This is a genomic window from Streptomyces sp. SJL17-4 (genome assembly GCF_036826855.1).
Taxonomy (GTDB): Bacteria; Actinomycetota; Actinomycetes; order Streptomycetales; family Streptomycetaceae; genus Streptomyces.
The window spans coordinates 7,507,033-7,522,771 of the sequence record NZ_CP104578.1; the positions used below are offsets into that span (position 1 = coordinate 7,507,033).

At 73.9% G+C, this 15,739-nt stretch carries 14 protein-coding genes; 6 read left to right on the plus strand and 8 right to left on the minus strand.

Annotation, left to right across the window (positions count from 1 at the left end; all coding sequences use genetic code 11):
* Positions 1 to 771 (plus strand): methyltransferase, encoded by a 771-nt coding sequence (locus N5875_RS33875; protein WP_338498037.1) that lies wholly within the window; start codon positions 1 to 3, stop codon positions 769 to 771.
* A 115-nt stretch (positions 772 to 886) separates the two neighbouring features.
* Here N5875_RS33875 and N5875_RS33880 read toward each other — a convergent pair whose 3' ends face one another.
* Together N5875_RS33880 and N5875_RS33885 are read right to left on the minus strand one after the other, a co-directional pair.
* A complete protein-coding gene (locus tag N5875_RS33880; RefSeq protein ID WP_338498039.1) occupies positions 887 to 1,489 on the minus strand; it encodes a DUF4865 family protein in 603 nt (200 codons plus the stop codon).
* Positions 1,490 to 1,529: 40 nt separating this feature from the next.
* Positions 1,530 to 2,114, minus strand: a complete 585-nt coding sequence (locus N5875_RS33885) for a TetR/AcrR family transcriptional regulator (RefSeq protein ID WP_338498040.1) — start codon at positions 2,112 to 2,114, stop codon at positions 1,530 to 1,532.
* A gap of 200 nt (positions 2,115 to 2,314) precedes the next feature.
* On the opposite strand from N5875_RS33885, the gene N5875_RS33890 reads away from it, so the two are divergent.
* The 3 genes from N5875_RS33890 to N5875_RS33900 are packed head-to-tail and all read left to right on the plus strand — an operon-like array spanning position 2,315 to position 6,071.
* Positions 2,315 to 2,614 carry an SHOCT domain-containing protein gene (locus N5875_RS33890; RefSeq protein WP_338498041.1) on the plus strand — a complete coding sequence of 100 codons (300 nt, stop codon included), beginning with the start codon at positions 2,315 to 2,317 and terminating at the stop codon, positions 2,612 to 2,614.
* On the plus strand, positions 2,611 to 3,507 hold the full coding sequence (locus N5875_RS33895; RefSeq protein ID WP_338498043.1) for an ABC transporter ATP-binding protein: 897 nt from the start codon (positions 2,611 to 2,613) through the stop codon (positions 3,505 to 3,507). Before N5875_RS33890 ends, N5875_RS33895 begins: the two co-directional genes overlap by 4 nt.
* Complete coding sequence (locus N5875_RS33900) at positions 3,504 to 6,071, plus strand: ABC transporter permease (protein WP_338498044.1); 2,568 nt, start codon at positions 3,504 to 3,506, stop codon at positions 6,069 to 6,071. Before N5875_RS33895 ends, N5875_RS33900 begins: the two co-directional genes overlap by 4 nt.
* A 42-nt stretch (positions 6,072 to 6,113) precedes the next feature.
* On the opposite strand, the gene N5875_RS33905 is transcribed toward N5875_RS33900, so the two are convergent.
* Both N5875_RS33905 and N5875_RS33910 read right to left on the minus strand, forming a co-directional pair.
* Entirely contained in the window at positions 6,114 to 6,758 is a 645-nt protein-coding gene (locus N5875_RS33905; protein WP_318206438.1) for an ATP-binding protein, read from the minus strand.
* A 229-nt stretch (positions 6,759 to 6,987) separates the two neighbouring features.
* Entirely contained in the window at positions 6,988 to 7,314 is a 327-nt protein-coding gene (locus tag N5875_RS33910) for a hypothetical protein (RefSeq protein ID WP_338498046.1), read from the minus strand.
* A gap of 186 nt (positions 7,315 to 7,500) precedes the next feature.
* Between N5875_RS33910 and N5875_RS33915 the strand changes: the two genes are divergently transcribed.
* A complete protein-coding gene (locus N5875_RS33915; protein ID WP_318206436.1) occupies positions 7,501 to 8,643 on the plus strand; it encodes a PLP-dependent cysteine synthase family protein in 1,143 nt (380 codons plus the stop codon).
* Here N5875_RS33915 and N5875_RS33920 read toward each other — a convergent pair.
* The 3 genes from N5875_RS33920 to N5875_RS33930 form a co-directional block, all read right to left on the minus strand.
* Complete coding sequence (locus N5875_RS33920) at positions 8,603 to 9,103, minus strand: SRPBCC family protein (protein ID WP_338498049.1); 501 nt, start codon at positions 9,101 to 9,103, stop codon at positions 8,603 to 8,605. The two genes, N5875_RS33915 and N5875_RS33920, sit on opposite strands and share 41 nt — an antisense overlap.
* 183 nt (positions 9,104 to 9,286) lie before the next feature.
* On the minus strand, positions 9,287 to 9,733 hold the full coding sequence (locus N5875_RS33925; RefSeq protein WP_338498051.1) for an SRPBCC family protein: 447 nt from the start codon (positions 9,731 to 9,733) through the stop codon (positions 9,287 to 9,289).
* 22 nt (positions 9,734 to 9,755) lie between these two features.
* A complete protein-coding gene (locus N5875_RS33930) occupies positions 9,756 to 10,583 on the minus strand; it encodes a DeoR/GlpR family DNA-binding transcription regulator (RefSeq protein WP_338498052.1) in 828 nt (275 codons plus the stop codon).
* Positions 10,584 to 10,717: 134 nt separating this feature from the next.
* Between N5875_RS33930 and N5875_RS33935 the strand changes: the two genes are divergently transcribed.
* The gene (locus tag N5875_RS33935) at positions 10,718 to 13,231 is read left to right on the plus strand and encodes a hypothetical protein (RefSeq protein ID WP_338498054.1); all 2,514 of its coding nucleotides are present in this window, start codon (positions 10,718 to 10,720) and stop codon (positions 13,229 to 13,231) included.
* Here the strand turns inward: N5875_RS33935 and N5875_RS33940 are convergent.
* Positions 13,201 to 15,606, minus strand: coding sequence for a right-handed parallel beta-helix repeat-containing protein (locus N5875_RS33940; RefSeq protein ID WP_338498056.1), 2,406 nt, complete (start codon positions 15,604 to 15,606; stop codon positions 13,201 to 13,203). The two genes, N5875_RS33935 and N5875_RS33940, sit on opposite strands and share 31 nt — an antisense overlap.
* Positions 15,607 to 15,739 lie beyond the last annotated feature (133 nt).

Here is a 15,739-nt window from a genome sequence, read left to right on the forward strand (position 1 = left end):
ATGATCAGTTCTGAATCCGGTCTTCCTCCGCGTCTCGGCAGCCTCACCTTCCACAGCCCGCTCTCCGAGGCCCGTGCCACCCGTATGGTCGAGCGGCTCGCCGCCATCGAGCCCGCCGATGTGCTCGACATCGGATGCGGCTGGGGCGAGTTGCTGCTCCGCGTCGTGGAGGCCGCGCCGGCGGCCAAGGGCGTGGGGATCGACATCGACGGCGAGGACCTGGCCCGTGGCCGGGCCCTGGCCGAGGCCCGTGGTCTCGCCGACCGTGCCGTCTTCGTCGAGGAGTCGGCGTTCGGTACCGACCGGGGGCCCGTCGACGTGGTCCTCTGCCACGGGTCGAGCCAGGCCCTCTGTGACCCCGAGCAGCCGCACGACCTCTCCGCCGCGCTGAGTGAACTCCGCCGTCTCGTCAGGGCCGGGGGCCATGTGGTGCTCGGGGAGTGCTTCTGGGAGCGCACTCCCACGGACGAGGAACTGGCCGGGATGTGGCCCGGCGCGAACGAGGGGGACCACACCTCCCTCGGCACCCTCGTCGACCTCGCGATCGAGGCGGGGTTCCGGCCCGCGTGGATCGAGACGGCGACCGGGGAGGAGTGGGAGGAGTTCGAGTCGGGATACCGGTACGACACCGAGCTCTGGCTCGCCGCCCACCCCGGCCACCCGCTCGCCGCGGAGACCCGGGAGCGCGTCGACCGGCAGCGCTCGACATGGCTGAACGGCTACCGGCGCGTCCTCGGCATGGCCTACCTGACGCTCGTCGCCGTGGCCTGACCCATCGGAGCCGGGCCCCGGGCCCAGTCAGACCGAGCCGGGGCCACGGGCCCAGGCCGACCGAGCCGGTACCACCATGCCCAGGCCGACCGAGCCGGGGCCGCCGGGCCCAGGCTCACCATTGCCGCCCCGCCCCCAACCGCCCCCGCCCCGGCGCGGACAGATGCAGTACCCGGAAGCGCTCGCCCTCGTCGGCGGGCCCTTCCGCGCCGGCGGGCGGTTCCGTGTCGGCCCACACGGTGAACGTGAGCAGCTCCCAGTGGCGCGGATCGACCGCCAGGGCGGAGGCCACCACCCCCTCCCGCCGTGCCGCGCGCGTGTGCCGGGCCACGGCGTCCGCCACGGCCTCGCCGGGCGGGATCCCTTCTCCGAGCGGGGTCCTGCGACGCGTCGCGGTGCCCGGCACCGAGCCGGACGCGGGCCCTTCCTCGTACGACAGGCCCGTCCAGTGCTGCACCACGGGCCGGCCGAAGTCGTTCACGATGCCCTGGAAACCCGGGCCCCAGAGGAAGGAGTTCATGCCCTCGGGGGTGTCCCACAGGTAGAACGGCGCGTACTGGTTGACCGGCGACGCGTCCCCGCGCTCCCGCACCAGGTACGCCTTCAGGCCGAGCCCGGGGAAGTCGTCGAGCAGATGGCCCCTCGTCGCCACCCGCTCGCGAATGATCCCCATGTCGTAGTCGGCGGGCAAGGTGATCTCGTACTGCATGACGTGCACAGAAGGCTCCGTTCGCCCCTCGGGAAAGATCTGTATCTGTTCAGTCGGCGGCAGTGCGAGGGGCGAGCAGGCCCAACAGCCCTCGTACGGCACTGTCGAAGGGCTCCCGCGCCCCTGTCGCACGTGCCAGCACGTATCCGCCCTGCACGGTCGCCAGGACCGTCGCCGCGATGTCCTCGGCGTCGAGGGAGGCGCTCAACTCGCCGCTGTCCAGGCCCTCCTGGACGACGGCGGCGATCCGGGCCCGAAGCCGCCCGAGCACCTCGTCGACCGGCGCGCGCAGCACGGGATCGGCCACGACCTCGGGATCCATCGTCAGCCGCCCCACCGGACAGCCCCGCAGGACGTCCCGCTCGCGCAGCAGATAGGCCTCGACACGGGAGTACGCCGTGCCCTCGCCGCCCAGGACGGCCTCGGCGGCGGCCTCCAGCTCCTCGGCGGTCCGCCGGATCGCGGCGAGCGCCAGATCGGGCTTGCCCGCGAAGTGGTGGTACATGCTGCCCTGCCCCGCCCCCGCCGCCTGCTGCACGGCCTTGGGGCTGGTTCCCACGTACCCCCTCTCCCACAGGAGCTCGCGGGTCGCCTCGATCAGTCGCTCGGAGGTGCTCATGACCGCACTGTACATACCAGTAGGTACAGAACGGAAGGAGGACCGGAGCCGCCGCGTACTCCCGTCGTCGTACGCGCGATGCCGCTGCCCGTACGACGCGCCCGACCCCCGCCCGGAGAGAGTCTCGATCCATCGGAAAAGACCACCACAGCGCACCGATCACAGCGCACCGATCACAGCGCACCGATCACGGCGCACCGAGGAGCTGAACCCTCATGAACACACTCGCCCACGCGGGCCCCGGCCCGTGGGTCCTTCTCTTCCCCCTCGTCTGGGCGGCGGCGATCGTCGGCATCGTCACGGTCGCCCGCCGCGCCGGATGGCGCCGCGGACGCGGCCCGTGGCGCGACGGCGGCCCCGGCCGGACCGACGGGCCGGACGACAACTCGCCCATCGCCCTGCTCGGCCACCGCTTCGCCGCCGGCGAGATCGACGAGGACGAGTACTGGCGTCGGCTGACCGTCCTCGAAGAGCAGTTCGGCCGCCGTACCGACTCCAAGGGCCGCCGGGCATGACCGCCACCGAGAAGCGCCTCCGGCCGGCCCCCGGTGTCACCCCCGCCGCCGTCCGTGTCGTCGACGCCGTCAAGGTCTACGGGCGCGGCGACACGGAGGTCAGGGCCCTCGACGGGGTGAGCGTCGACTTCCCCGTCGGCCGTTTCACCGCCGTCATGGGCCCCTCGGGCTCCGGCAAGTCCACCCTGATGCACTGCGCCGCCGGGCTCGACACCCTCACCTCCGGCGCCGCCCTCCTCGGCGACACCGACCTCGCCACGCTCGACGACCGTCGTCTGACGCTGCTGCGACGCGACCGGATCGGCTTCGTCTTCCAGGCCTTCAACCTGCTGCCGACCCTCACCGTCGCCGAGAACATCACCCTTCCGCTGGACCTCGCGGGCCACACCGTGGACCGGGAGCGCTTCGACCGGATCGTCGACACGGTCGGTCTCCGCGACCGCCTCCACCACCGGCCGAGCGAGCTCTCCGGCGGACAGCAGCAGCGCGTGGCCGTCGCCCGCGCGTTCGCCGGGGACCCGGACGTCGTCTTCGCCGACGAACCGACCGGCAACCTCGACTCGCGCTCCGGCGAGGAGGTCCTGCGCCTGCTCGGCCGTACGGTGCGGGAGACCGGCCGTACGGTCGTCATGGTCACCCACGACCCGGTCGCCGCCGCCCACGCCGACGAGGTGATCTTCCTCGCGGACGGCCGGCTCGTCGACCGGATGACGGCACCCACGGCCGACCGCGTCCTCGACCGCATGAAGGCGTTCGAGACGACGACCGGTACCGGTACCCGCACGACCGCCGACGACCCGTCGGACGGTGACCCGACCGACGGCGACCCGACCGACAGCCACCCCACCGACGGGCACCCGACCGCGCTCACCACCAAGGGCGTGTCCTCATGAGAACCCCCTCCGGCCCCGCCTCCCTCCGCCTCGCCCGTTCCTCCCTCGGCGCCCACCGCCGCCGATTCCTCGGCACCTTCGTCGCCGTCCTCCTCGGCGTCGCCTTCCTCACCGGCACCCTCGTCATGGGCGACACCCTGCGCGCGAGTTTCGACTCGATGTTCACCGGCGCGAGCCGGGGCACCGACGCCGTCGTCCGCAGCGCCGTCGCGGTGACGGCCCAGGGCGACGCCCAGGGCACCCGCGGCCCCGTCGACGCGGACCTCGCCGAGCGCCTCGCGCGCGTGCCCGGGGCCGCCGCCGCGGCGCCCCGCATCGAGGGCGCCGGCCAGCTCCTTGCCGCCGACGGCACCCCCGTCGGCGGCAACGGCCCGCCCACCCTCGCCGGGAACTGGATCGACGACCCGGCCCTCAACCCGTACAAGCTCGCGGAAGGCCGTGCCCCGAGCGCCCCCGGCGAGGCCGTCGTCAACCGCGGTGCCGCGAAGGCCGCCGGTCTCGCCCTGGGCGACACCACGGTGCTGCGCACCCCCGACCCGGTGCGCGTCACCGTCGTCGGTCTCGCCACCTTCGGCGGCGCGGACGGCATGGGCCAGGTCACCTGGGCCGGTCTGACCCGCGCCGACGCCGAGCGGTATCTGACGGCACGCCCCGGCGAGGCGACGAGCATCGCCGTACGGGCCGGGCCCGGCGTCTCCCAGGAGGAACTGGTCGCCGCGCTCGCCCCCGCCCTCCCCGACGACGTCGAGGCGATCACCGGGCAGCGCGCCGCCGAGGAGAACACCGAGGCGATCTCCGGCCGCTTCCTCAGCCTCTTCACGACCTTCCTGCTGGTGTTCAGCGGGGTCGCGGTGCTCGTCTCCGTCTTCAGCATCCACAACACGTTCGCCGTGCTCGTCGCCCAGCGGACCCGCGAGAACGCCCTGCTCCGCGCCATCGGCGCCGCCCGGCGCCAGGTCGTCACCGCCACCCTCGCCGAGGCGCTGGCCGTCGGTCTGCTCGCCTCCCTCGCCGGACTGCTCGCCGGGATCGGTGTGGCGGCCGGACTCCAGGCCCTCTTCCCGGCCATCGGCTTCCCCTTCCCCGAGGGTGACCTGGTCGTGGCCGGCACCTCCCTCGTGCTGCCACTCGCCGTCGGGCTCGCGGTCTGCGCGGGCTCGGCGCTCCTGCCCGCCGTACGGGCCGGGCGCACAGCCCCGCTCGCGGCGCTCCGCGAGACGCAGGTGGACGCCTCGGGCACGTCACGCGCGCGCGTGGTGACCGGTACGGCCCTGCTCGCCGTCGCGGTCGGCACGGTCCTCGCGGGTGTGCTCGGCACCCCTTCGCTGTGGCTCGCCGCGACCGGCGCGGCGCTCGCCGTCGCCGCCTTCGTGGTCCTCGGTCCGGTCGCCGCCTCGGTCGCCGTACGGGTCCTCGGCCGCCCCCTGCGCGGCGCCAACCGCGGCCTCGCGCGCCGCAACGCGCTGCGCAGCCCGGGACGTACGGCCGCGACCGCGACCGCCCTGATGATCGGCGTCGCGGTGGTCGCCCTCTTCACGGTCTTCGGCGCCTCCCTCAAGGCGACCATGGACCGCACGGTCGACCGCTCCTTCGCCGGCGACGTGGCCATCAGCGGCGCCACGTTCGGCGCCGGCGGCGCGGGGCTCAGCCCGCACCTCGCACCGGCCGTCGGCGCACTGCCCGAGGTCGACACCGCCGTGGGCCTGGGCCGCGGGGTGGCCGAGGTGGACGGCCGTGGCCGCGCCCTGACCGTCACCGATCCGGCCGCGCTCTCCCGGGCCCTCGACCTGGGCGAGGTACGGGGCTCCCTCACCGGCCTCGGTACGGACGGGCTCGCCGTCGCCGCCGACGAGGCGGCCTCCTCGGGCCTCGCCCCCGGGCGGACGACCGAGCTCACGTTCACGGACGGGACCCGGCACACCTTCACCGTCCGGGCGGTCTACGAGCGCTCCGACCTTGCCGGCGACTACCTCGTCACCCGCGAGGCCTGGGCCCCGCACCGCACCCAGGACTCCGACACCCTGGTCGCCGTCTCGTTCGCGGACGGGGTCGGCACCGAACAGGGCAGGGCGGCCGTGAGCGAGGTCGCGGACCGCTACGGGCAGCCCGAGGTGCAGACCCGGGAGGAGTACGCGGCGTCCTCGGCGGGTGGCATCGACATGATGCTCACCCTCGTGTACGCGCTCCTCGCCCTCGCCGTCCTGATCGCGCTGCTCGGCATCACGAACACGCTGACCCTGTCCGTCCACGAACGGACGCGTGAGCTGGGCCTGTTGCGGGCTGTCGGCCAGACCCGGGCCCAGCTGCGGGCCATGGTCCGCTGGGAGTCGGTCCTGGTGGCGGCGTTCGGCACGCTCGGCGGACTCGTCCTCGGCGGCTTCCTCGGCTGGGTGCTGGTCCGCGCCTCGGAGGGCTCGGGCGACAGCGCGTTCGCCTTCGCCGTACCGGCGGTGCAGCTCGCGACGGTGGCGCTGGTGGGACTGGTCGCCGGGGCCGTGGCGGCCCTGCGCCCGGCGCGCAGGGCGGCCCGCCTGGAGATCCTCCGGGCGATCGCCACGGAATGAGCGGCGGGGGTGGCCCCTCCGGGCCGCTCCGTCAGCCCGCCGTCAACCCGCGCGGCCCGCCGGCACCCGGCGGGCCGCGGCCCCGGCGGGGGCCGGTGCGAGGACGGGTTCGAGGGCCGGGGTGAGGGCCGGGTCGGCCGGGGCGCTGAGCGGAACGCCGGGGAACGGCGCGTACCCCACGAGCGGGCCCTCGGTCGTCGAGCCGTACACGGCGTAGGCGCGGGTCGCGACCGGGACGCACGGGCGCGGCGCGGCGAGCGTGAACCACACCACCTTGCCGTCGGCCCCGCACGGGCGGACACCCCAACTCTCGCTGACCGCACCGACGATGGTGAGGCCCCGGCCGGACGTCGCCAGCCCGTCGTACCCGTCGCCTCTGTCGTACGCGTCGAGCGGGTCGAGCGGGTCCGGGCAGGCGACCGCCTGCGGTATGCGGGGGTCGTGGTCCCGGACGGAGACCGTGAGGCGGTCGAGCAGCAGCTCGATCTCCACGGTGCACCGCTTGTCCGGCTGGGCGTGCCGGTGGACGTTCGTCAGAAGCTCGGTGACACCGAGCACGGCATGGTCGACCAAGGCGTCGAGCTGCCAATGACGGAGATGCGCGGAAACAATCCTGCGGACCTGTCCGATCCGCGACGGCAGGGCCTGAAGCTCCACCGCGTAATACCTGCTCGGCTCGCTGATCACGGCTGCGACTCCCCGAAGTAGTCCGGAAGAAGACGAAGATTCGGATCTCACATGCTGTACAGCAGAGTGGTGAACTGAGCACACTGTCACCACTGGTCAACCCTCGGTGAGGTGGTTCCAGCGTGAACCAGTGGTGAGCGTCCCGCAACTCACGGCGACCCGTGGCAGCCCCGGCGTCGCCTCGGCGCCGCCCTGCCGCCCTCATCGGCGTCGGCCGGCCGCCCCCGCCTCAGCGTCGTCCCGCCGCCCGCTTCAGCGCCGCCAGGAACCGGCCCGACTCCTCCGCCGCGCCGGGGCCGTGGCCCTCGGTGGCGCCGCCCTTGTCCAGGGTCAGCCGATAGCGCGTGCCGTTCACGGTGGCCACCGCCTCGTCGGGCTTCGCGAACCACGGGCGCCCCGCCCGGACCGCCGTCACGGGCGCGCTGTCGATCTCGCTGCCGTAACTCGTGAGGAGGGCGAGCCGCCCGTCCTCGATCCGCACCTCGCCGGCGCGTGTCAGTGAACGCGGCCAGCGGGCGATCCGTACGCCCCTGGCGCTGAACTCGGGTTCCGACATGCCGATCCGCCCCTTTCACCCGGTTGCCGCCTCCAGTGTGCCGGGCCCCGGCGGCCCGCACCAGAGGCCCTTCCGTACGGCGTCCGCAAGTCATCCCTATGGAGACTCAAAGGAAACGTTTGCCCAGGTGGGAGGGGTATTGTCGGCAGCGGGGGAGTACTGGGAAGTGATTGAGGAGAGGCGCGGATGAGCACCACCGAGAACAGTGTGGAGAGCGGTGTCACCACCGCGGCGGTGACCGTCGACGTCGACCGCACCGATCCGGCGTACCGGTCCTGGCTCAAGGAGGCCGTCCGCAAGGTCCAGGCCGATGCCAACCGCTCGGCCGACACCCACCTGCTGCGCTTCCCGCTCCCCGAGAAGTGGGGCATCGACCTCTACCTCAAGGACGAGTCCACCCACCCCACCGGCAGCCTCAAGCACCGCCTTGCCCGCTCCCTCTTCCTGTACGGCCTGTGCAACGGCTGGATCCGGCCCGGCAAGCCCGTCATCGAGGCCTCCAGCGGCTCGACGGCCGTCTCCGAGGCGTACTTCGCGAAGCTCATCGGCGTCCCCTTCATCGCCGTGATGCCCCGCACGACCAGCCCCGAGAAGTGCCGGCTGATCGAGTTCCACGGCGGGCAGTGCCACTTCGTCGACGACTCGCGCACGATGTACGAGGAGTCCGCCGCGCTCGCCGAGCGCACCGGCGGTCACTACATGGACCAGTTCACCTACGCGGAGCGGGCCACCGACTGGCGCGGCAACAACAACATCGCCGAATCGATGTACCAGCAGCTGAAGTTGGAGCGCTACCCGGAGCCCGCCTGGATCGTGGCCACCGCGGGCACCGGCGGCACCTCGGCGACCATCGCCCGCTACGTCCACTACATGCAGCACGACACCCGGATCTGTGTCGCCGACCCCGAGAACTCCTGTTTCTTCGACGGCTGGACGCACCACGACCCGCACGCCACCGCCGACTGCGGCTCGCGGATCGAGGGCATCGGCCGTCCCCGGATGGAGCCGAGCTTCGTGCCCGGGGCCGTCGACCGCATGATGAAGGTGCCCGACGCGGCGAGCGTCGCCGCCGTCCGCGCCCTGGAGACGGCGATCGGCCGGAAGGCGGGCGGCTCCACCGGCACCGGCCTGTGGAGCGCCTTCAAGATCATCGCCGAGATGGTCGCCCACGAGCGCACCGGCAGTGTCGTCACCCTGATCTGCGACGGGGGCGAGCGCTACCTGGACAAGTACTACTCCGACGACTGGCTGGCCTCCCAGGGCCTGGACATCGGCCCGTACAGCGCCGCTATCGAACGGTTCCTGGCGACGGGGGCCTGGCCGGAGTGAGCCGCCGGTCGAGGCGGCGTGCGGCGTCCCGGAAGGACAGCCCCACGCCCGGTCCGGCGAGGCGCATGGCCAGCCGGAACGGCGCGGCGCCGTCGGCGGCCATCGTCCACCGCAGCCGGGTGCCCTTCCCGGAGGGGGAGAGGGCCCACTCCTCCGCGAGCGCCGCCATGCCGGGGGCGTTGGTCGAGTCGACCCGGTAGGCGTACCGGGCGTCGGGCTCGGAGGCGAGGATCGTCTCCTCGAAGACGATCCCGCCCCGGAGGCGTACCGTCCGCCCCGTCCCGTCGCTCGACGGGACGGCCGAGGCGACCGCGGTGAACCAGGCGGGCAGGCTCCCCACCTCCACGGCGAGGGACCGGTAGACGGTCGGGGGCGGTGCGGCGAGCGTCGCCGTGAAGACCAGACGGACGGGTGCAGACGCGGTGAAGTCGAGCTCCACCGGCCTCAGTCGGCGTGCCATGAACCCTCCCGGGGTGGGGCGCGAGCGGATGCAGCACCATAGCTGACGCGCTGTCAACAGCACAGGGCCCGAGCCCCCACCGCCCCTGCATGACCCCCCACCGCCCTGGGGGTCCCCCTGGACGAAGTCCTTGGGGGAGGAACGATTGCCCACAACGGGGGGCGGGCCCGGCGGGGCGCGAGGTCATCGGTCCCGCAGGAGGCCGTCCACCGCCCGGCCGAACAGGGCCCGGCCCGCCCACCCGAGCACCGGGTCGAAGGCCCGCGGTACGCCCCGTACGGACAGTTCCTCCGTCCACACCACCCGGCTCCCGCCGCCCGGCATCTCTGTCACCTCGACGAGCGCCCAGCCCCGTACCACCCGCCCGGACTTCTCCAGACGGCAGACACCCGCCCGGCCTGCCCCCGACCCCGGCGGTTCCCAGCGGACGACTTCCATCGGGTCGTCGAAGGACAGCCGGCCGATACCCGTACGGGCCGTGAACCGGGTCCCGGCCCGGTTCGGCCCCGGTGTCAGCACGCGCGTGCGGGTCAGCGGCACCTGGCGGCCGTGCGCCGGCCAGTCCGTGAGCCGCCGCCACACCTCGTCCGGAGCCGGCGACACGGTCCGCTCGACCCGGAAGAGGGTCACGCCCGGTCCCCGGGAAGGAGGCTCACGCCTGCTCCTCGCCCGCCACCACGAGCCCCGGCAGGTGCTCCGCCACCTCGGCCCGTACGTCCTCGGGCAGGCCCCGGTCCGTCACCCAGGTGTCCACCTCGTCCAGCCCGGCGAACGAACTCAGGCCCACCGTCCCCCACTTGGTGTGGTCGGCGACCACCACGACCCGGCGCGCCGACCGCATCAGGCATCCGTTCGTCTCGGCCTCCGCCAGGTTCGGCGTGGACAGACCCGCCTCCACCGAGATGCCGTGCACCCCGAGGAACAGCAGGTCGAAGTGGAGCGAGCGGACCGCCCGGTCCGCCACCGGCCCCACCAGGGCGTCGGACGGCGTGCGCACCCCGCCCGTGAGGACCACCGTGGCCGCCCCGCGCCGCGACTCCCCACCCGTGCCCGCCAGTTGGGCCTCGTGGAACACGTCCGCGACCCGGACCGAGTTCGTCACCACGGTCAGGTCCGGCACGTCGAGCAGATGCCGGGCCAGGGCGTACGTCGTCGTTCCGCCGGACAGGGCGATCGCGCTGCCCGGCGCGACCATCGCCGCCGCCGTCCGGGCGATCTCGTCCTTGGCGCTCGGTTCGAGCACCGACTTGGCCTCGAAGCCCGGCTCGTGGGTACTCGCCTCGACCACCGGAACGGCCCCGCCGTGCACCTTCGCGAGCATGCCCTGCCGGGCCAGCGCGTCCAGGTCGCGACGGATCGTCATGTCCGAGACGCTGAGGCGCCGGGTCAGCTCGTTGACCCGTACACCGCCGCGCCGCCGGACCTCGTCGAGGATCAGGGCACGCCGCTGCTCCGCGAGGAGGTTCTGGTTGTCAGTCACCGCCGGGGCCGGTCCTTCCGCAGGAGACAAGGGGATGGGTGTCGGATTCGGTGAGGAACGGTGCGCGGGCGCACCACTGTCCGCGATCCTGGTGCCGACGTCGCATCTTCCCACCCTGAGAGGAAGTCCCCTCAGTGTCCCCTGCCACACCCGCTCCGGAGAGCGGGGGCGCGGCGCTCGAACTCCTTGTCCACGGAGTCGGCGGAGCCACCCCCCAGGACATGCTCGACGACCCGAGGACGGTACGGATCACGGGCGACCGGACCGCCGCGATGCACCGGCGCGCCGAGGACCTCGACGCCGAGGAGCACCCGGAGCGGTACGCGGCCCGTCCGGTCCCGGAGGCGTACGTCTGGTCCAATCTGACCTCGGGCGACGGCGCCCGCGCCCTGTGGCTGCTGCTCCTGCCCTTCATGGTCGCCAATCTCGCGCACTGGATGCGCCCGCCCGCCCAGGGTCGGCCGGGACTCGTCCGGTTGTACGGTGTCCTCGTCCGGCTGGTCGCCCTCACCCTCACCGTGTTGCTCACCGCCGCGGCCTGCGAGGTCGCGCTCGACCTGACGGCGTGGCAGTGCGCCGCGAGCACCGCGTGCACCGACGCGTACTCCTGGCTCGGCTTCCTCTCCGAGGCGAGGGGCGGCTGGTGGTCGGCGCCCGGCCGCCGCCTCGCCCTCGCCGCCCTGGTGCCGACCCTGCTCGTGTGCCTCCTCTGGTACCTGTCGAACCGGACGTGGAGCGCCTACGAGGCCCAGCGCCCGCCCACCGGGTACGACGACCCCGTGGCGGAACCACGGGCCACCACAGCGGCGGCCACCACAGCGGCGGCCCCCACGGCGGCGGCCCCCACGGCGGCGGCCCCCACGGCGGCGGCCCCCGCGACGGAGGGATCCACCGACACACAGGGGTCCGCCGACACGGAGAGCGCCGACCGGGGGGACGACGGTCCCGGGCCCGTCGGACTGCGGCCCGCCCTCGGCCGCCCCGGGTTCTGGTACGGGCGCCGGCTCGTCGCACGCCTCAGGGCCGCGCACGCCGCCGCCGGATTCCTCACCGTCGCCGCCGCCCTCGCCACGGCCACCGCCCGGCACGACGTCACCACCCCGGGCGGCGGCGCCGTCCTCGGCCGGGCCCTCCAGGCCGCCGTCGCCGCCCTCGCGGTGCTCGTCCTCTGGGTGGTGTGCCGTCGAGGCCGCAGTGAGCGCCGCCTCGACCTGCGGGTCGAACGCGCCCTGGTCTCCTGGCTGCCCGGCGTCTCGCTCGCGCTGCTTGCGCTCACCGCCCTGTACGCGGGCTGGTCCCGCCCCGGCTGGACCTCCGGCGGAGCCCTGCCCGGCAGTGTCGCCTTCGGCGGACTCACCCTCGCCCAGGGCGGCCTCGTCGTCGCCCTCGGCGCCGTCGCCGTGCTCCTCCAGCGCCCCGGCAGGGACGCCCGTACCGTCCTGTGCGGACTCGGCGGACCCGCCGTCGCCATGCTCGCCTGCGCCCTCGCCGGAGTGATGTCCGGTGGTGTCGCCCAGCGGGTCGCCGACTGGCTCGACGGACCCGCCACCCCCGGCATGGGCGACGCCGGCCCCCGGATCGTCCCGCCCGTGCTGCTCAGCTGGCAGGCGTCCGTCATCCCCGTGCTGCTCCTGCTGCTGCTCGTGCCCGCCGTTCTCCTCGCCGTACGGACCGTGCTCGCCGGACGCCGCCTGCGCGCCCGGGTCGAGGCCGACTACGACGCCGCCGACGAACGCGACCCCGTCCGCACCGGCCAGATCGCGGCCGGCCGGGCCCGGGCGTCGCTCACCGACTCCGCGCCCGTCCTCGTCGGCGTCGTCTCCGGAGCCACCCTGCTCCTCGGGGCGGGCTCCGTCGCCGGAGCCTGGGCCAGCGGAAACGTCCCGGGCCGGGCCTTCGACGGAGCCCACCCGGCGATCGCCTCCCTGGCCACCGCCACCCAGTCCATCGGCTCCTGGATGATCGGCTTCGGCTTCCTGCTCTTCGTCACCTGGGGACGGCGCGCCTACCGGGACGCATCCGCCCGACGCACCATCGGCATCCTCTGGGACGTCGGCACCTTCTGGCCGCGCGCCGCCCACCCGTTCGCCCCGCCCTGCTACGCCGAGCGGGCGGTCCCCGACCTGACGTGGCGGATGAGCTCCTGGACCCGGAGCACCGGTGGCCGGCTCGTCATCTCGGGCCACTCGCAGGGCAGCGTGCTCGCCGCGGCCGCGGTCTGGCAGTTGCCGTCCGCCACCCGGGGCCGGGTCGCGCTCCTCACGTACGGCTCACCGCTGGAGCGGCTCTACGGGCGCTGGTTCCCGGCCTACTTCGGCCCGGAGGCGCTGCGCGCGCTGAACCGTACGGTCCATTGCTGGACCAATCTGTACCGCGCCACCGACCCCATCGGCGGACCCGTCCGGGTTCCCGCCGAGGACGGCAGGCCAGCCGTCGACGCGGCGGTCCTGCTCGACCCGGTCGCCTACGGCCGCACCCGCGCCCATCCGCTGCCCGAACCGATCCTGGGGCACTCCGACTACCAGGCCGACCCGGCGTTCGCCCACCGGCGCGGCGCCCTCCTGGACCGGCTCCCACCCGCCGTACCCCACCAGCGTGAGCCGAACTCGACGGCGGATCAGGGGAGTTCGGGCAGATCCTCCGGATAGAGCAGCGTCAGGTCGTCCGTGCTCGCCTCGGGGAGCTCGGCGACCCGGCCCGCGTGCCGCTCCACCATCGACTCGAACGTCTGTCGCGCCGTACGCCCGTTGCCGAAGGCCGGGCCCTTGGGCAGCTTCGTGAAGTACCCGAGCAGCGCCGCGTCGGTGCCCGGGGCGAGCCGGTACTCGTGCTCGTCCGCCTGCTGACCCACGATCCGCAGCAGCTCGTCCGGGTCGTAGTCGCCGAAGGTGATGGTCCGGGAGAAACGGCTCGCCACACCGGGGTTGACGGTGAGGAAGCGCTCCATCTCCGCCGTATAGCCCGCGACGATCACCACCACCGCGTCCCGGTGGTCCTCCATCAGCTTCACCAGCGTGTCGATCGCCTCACGGCCGAAGTCCCGGCCCGAGTCCTCCGGCGACAGGGCGTACGCCTCGTCGACGAACAGCACCCCGCCGCGCGCCCGGTCGAAGGCCTCCTGGGTACGGATCGCCGTCGAGCCGATGTGCTCGCCGACCAGGTCCACCCGGGAGACCTCCACCAGATGCCCGCGCTCCAGGACCCCGAGCGAGGCGAGGATCTCGCCGTACAGCCGGGCCACCGTCGTCTTTCCCGTGCCCGGGTTGCCCGTGAACACCAGATGGCGGCGGACCGAGGCCGCCTTGAGCCCCGCCTCCTGCCGTCTGCGCCCCACCTCGATCATGTTGGTGAGGGTCCGGACCTCCAGCTTGACGCTCTCCAGACCCACCAGGGCGTCCAGCTCGCCGAGCACGTCCTGCGAGGAGCGGGTGTCCACCGCCGGAACGTCCGGGACCGGTACGGCGGCCGGGACACGCGGCGAAGGCACCGTCCCGAGCAGCCCCCCGGACTGAGTGGCCGTCAGCACCGTCCCGCCGTCGGGCACGGAGGACCGGACCGCGCTCTCGTCACTGGTGCAGTCCTCGGCGCTCGCGCCCTCCTCCGGGAACTCGTAACCACCGCGCGCGCACCGCTCCGTACGGCACTTGCGCAGGGTGGTCCGGCAGCCGTCGGTGACGTGGAACCCGTACCCGCCGCTGCCCGTGACCCGGCAGCCGGTGAAGGAGCCGCGGCCCTCCGCCGACACGTAGAAGCCGGCCTCGGCGGGCGAGGTGACCGTGCACCGGTCGATCGTGGGGTCGGCGCCCTTGGTGACGATGACCCCGGTCTGTACGGAGTCGATCGTGCAGCCGCCGAGGGTGCCGCCGCTGCCGTGGTCCCGGAACCAGGCGCCCGTCGACGCCTCCCGGATCCGGCAGTCGTCGAGCTGGGCCGTCGCCCCGTCGCTCACCGACACCGCCGTGTTCCGCACCTGCGACAGATCGCTGTCCACCACGTCAACCCGCGAACCCCGGTCGAGGACGAACAGCGCGTCCGGTACGTCGTGCACCCGGCAGGCGTCGAGCACGGCGGTCGCCCCGTCGCTCACCCACACCGCCGGGTAGTCGCCCGTACTGTCGTGGATCTCGCACTGGTTGGCGTCCACCCGGGTCCCCGGGTCCCATACCGAGAGGCCGTTGCGGCCGAAGCGGCGGACGGTCGACCGGGTCAGCGTGAGGACCGAGCGCGAGCGGAGGTCGACGGCGTTCTCCGGGACGTCGTGGATGTCGCAGTCGGAGAGCGTCAGCACCGCGTCGGTGTCGAGCGTGATGCCGTCGCCCGAGGTGCGGTGCACCGAGGAGTCGGTGAGATGGGCGGTGGCACGGGCCGCGATCTGGAGCCCCGCGCCCTTGATCTCGTACACCTCGCAGCCGACGCCTTCGAGTCCGCTGCCCTCACCGGTCACGGCGATCCCGGCGCCGGAGGCGTGGTGCACCCGGCAGCGCTCGAGCCGCGGATGCGCCCCGCCCCGCACCGAGACGCCCGCCTGCCCGGCGGAGACCACCTCGCACTCCTCGAACACCCCGCCCGCGCCGTCGACCACGGCGATGCCGACCCCGGCGGGATTGTCGACGGTGCAGCGGCGGACCGTCGGCCGGGCCGCGCCCCGCACCTCTATCCCGGCCGCGGAGCGGGTCATGATGCGCAGATCGAGGAGCTCGGGGGTGCCGTCCTCGATGAGGAGCGCCGGCGCGGCGACGTCCTGCCCTTCGATGTGGAGGTCCTGCACGGTGACGGAGGCGCGCAGCGTCAGCGGCACCCCGTCCGGCGGCGCGATCCGCACCGAGCCGATCGCGCCCTCGGGGCCGCGCAGGGTGACGGCCCGCCGCACTACGAGGTTCTCCCGGTAGGTGCCGGGAGCGACGGTGAGCACGTCCCCGTCCCCGGCCGCCTCGAGTGCGGCGGCGAGCGAGGGGTACTCACCCGTGCGGCGCCGCCACCTCGATGTGCCGGTGTGCGTCACCTGGACCGTGCCCTGTGCCATGGGTGTGTCCTGCCCCCGCCTCATGCCTCGCCGCTGATCCGATGCCCCACCGTAGCGCGCGCGGGGGCACGGGGTTGACGGGTCGTGGACCCGCACGCGTACCCGCGGCGGGGTGGGCGCCGGGCTCATGTCA

What these genes read in the sequence shown, in the direction of transcription:
- N5875_RS33920 (WP_338498049.1), bottom strand. Translation starts at nt 9,103, where the DNA reads ATGGCACGCCGACTGAGGCCGGTGGAGCTCGACTTCACCGCGTCTGCA.
- N5875_RS33890 (WP_338498041.1), top strand. Translation starts at nt 2,315, where the DNA reads ATGAACACACTCGCCCACGCGGGCCCCGGCCCGTGGGTCCTTCTCTTC.
- N5875_RS33875 (WP_338498037.1), top strand. Translation starts at nt 1, where the DNA reads ATGATCAGTTCTGAATCCGGTCTTCCTCCGCGTCTCGGCAGCCTCACC.
- N5875_RS33915 (WP_318206436.1), top strand. Translation starts at nt 7,501, where the DNA reads ATGAGCACCACCGAGAACAGTGTGGAGAGCGGTGTCACCACCGCGGCG.
- N5875_RS33885 (WP_338498040.1), bottom strand. Translation starts at nt 2,114, where the DNA reads ATGTACAGTGCGGTCATGAGCACCTCCGAGCGACTGATCGAGGCGACC.
- N5875_RS33895 (WP_338498043.1), top strand. Translation starts at nt 2,611, where the DNA reads ATGACCGCCACCGAGAAGCGCCTCCGGCCGGCCCCCGGTGTCACCCCC.
- N5875_RS33900 (WP_338498044.1), top strand. Translation starts at nt 3,504, where the DNA reads ATGAGAACCCCCTCCGGCCCCGCCTCCCTCCGCCTCGCCCGTTCCTCC.
- N5875_RS33910 (WP_338498046.1), bottom strand. Translation starts at nt 7,314, where the DNA reads ATGTCGGAACCCGAGTTCAGCGCCAGGGGCGTACGGATCGCCCGCTGG.
- N5875_RS33940 (WP_338498056.1), bottom strand. Translation starts at nt 15,606, where the DNA reads ATGGCACAGGGCACGGTCCAGGTGACGCACACCGGCACATCGAGGTGG.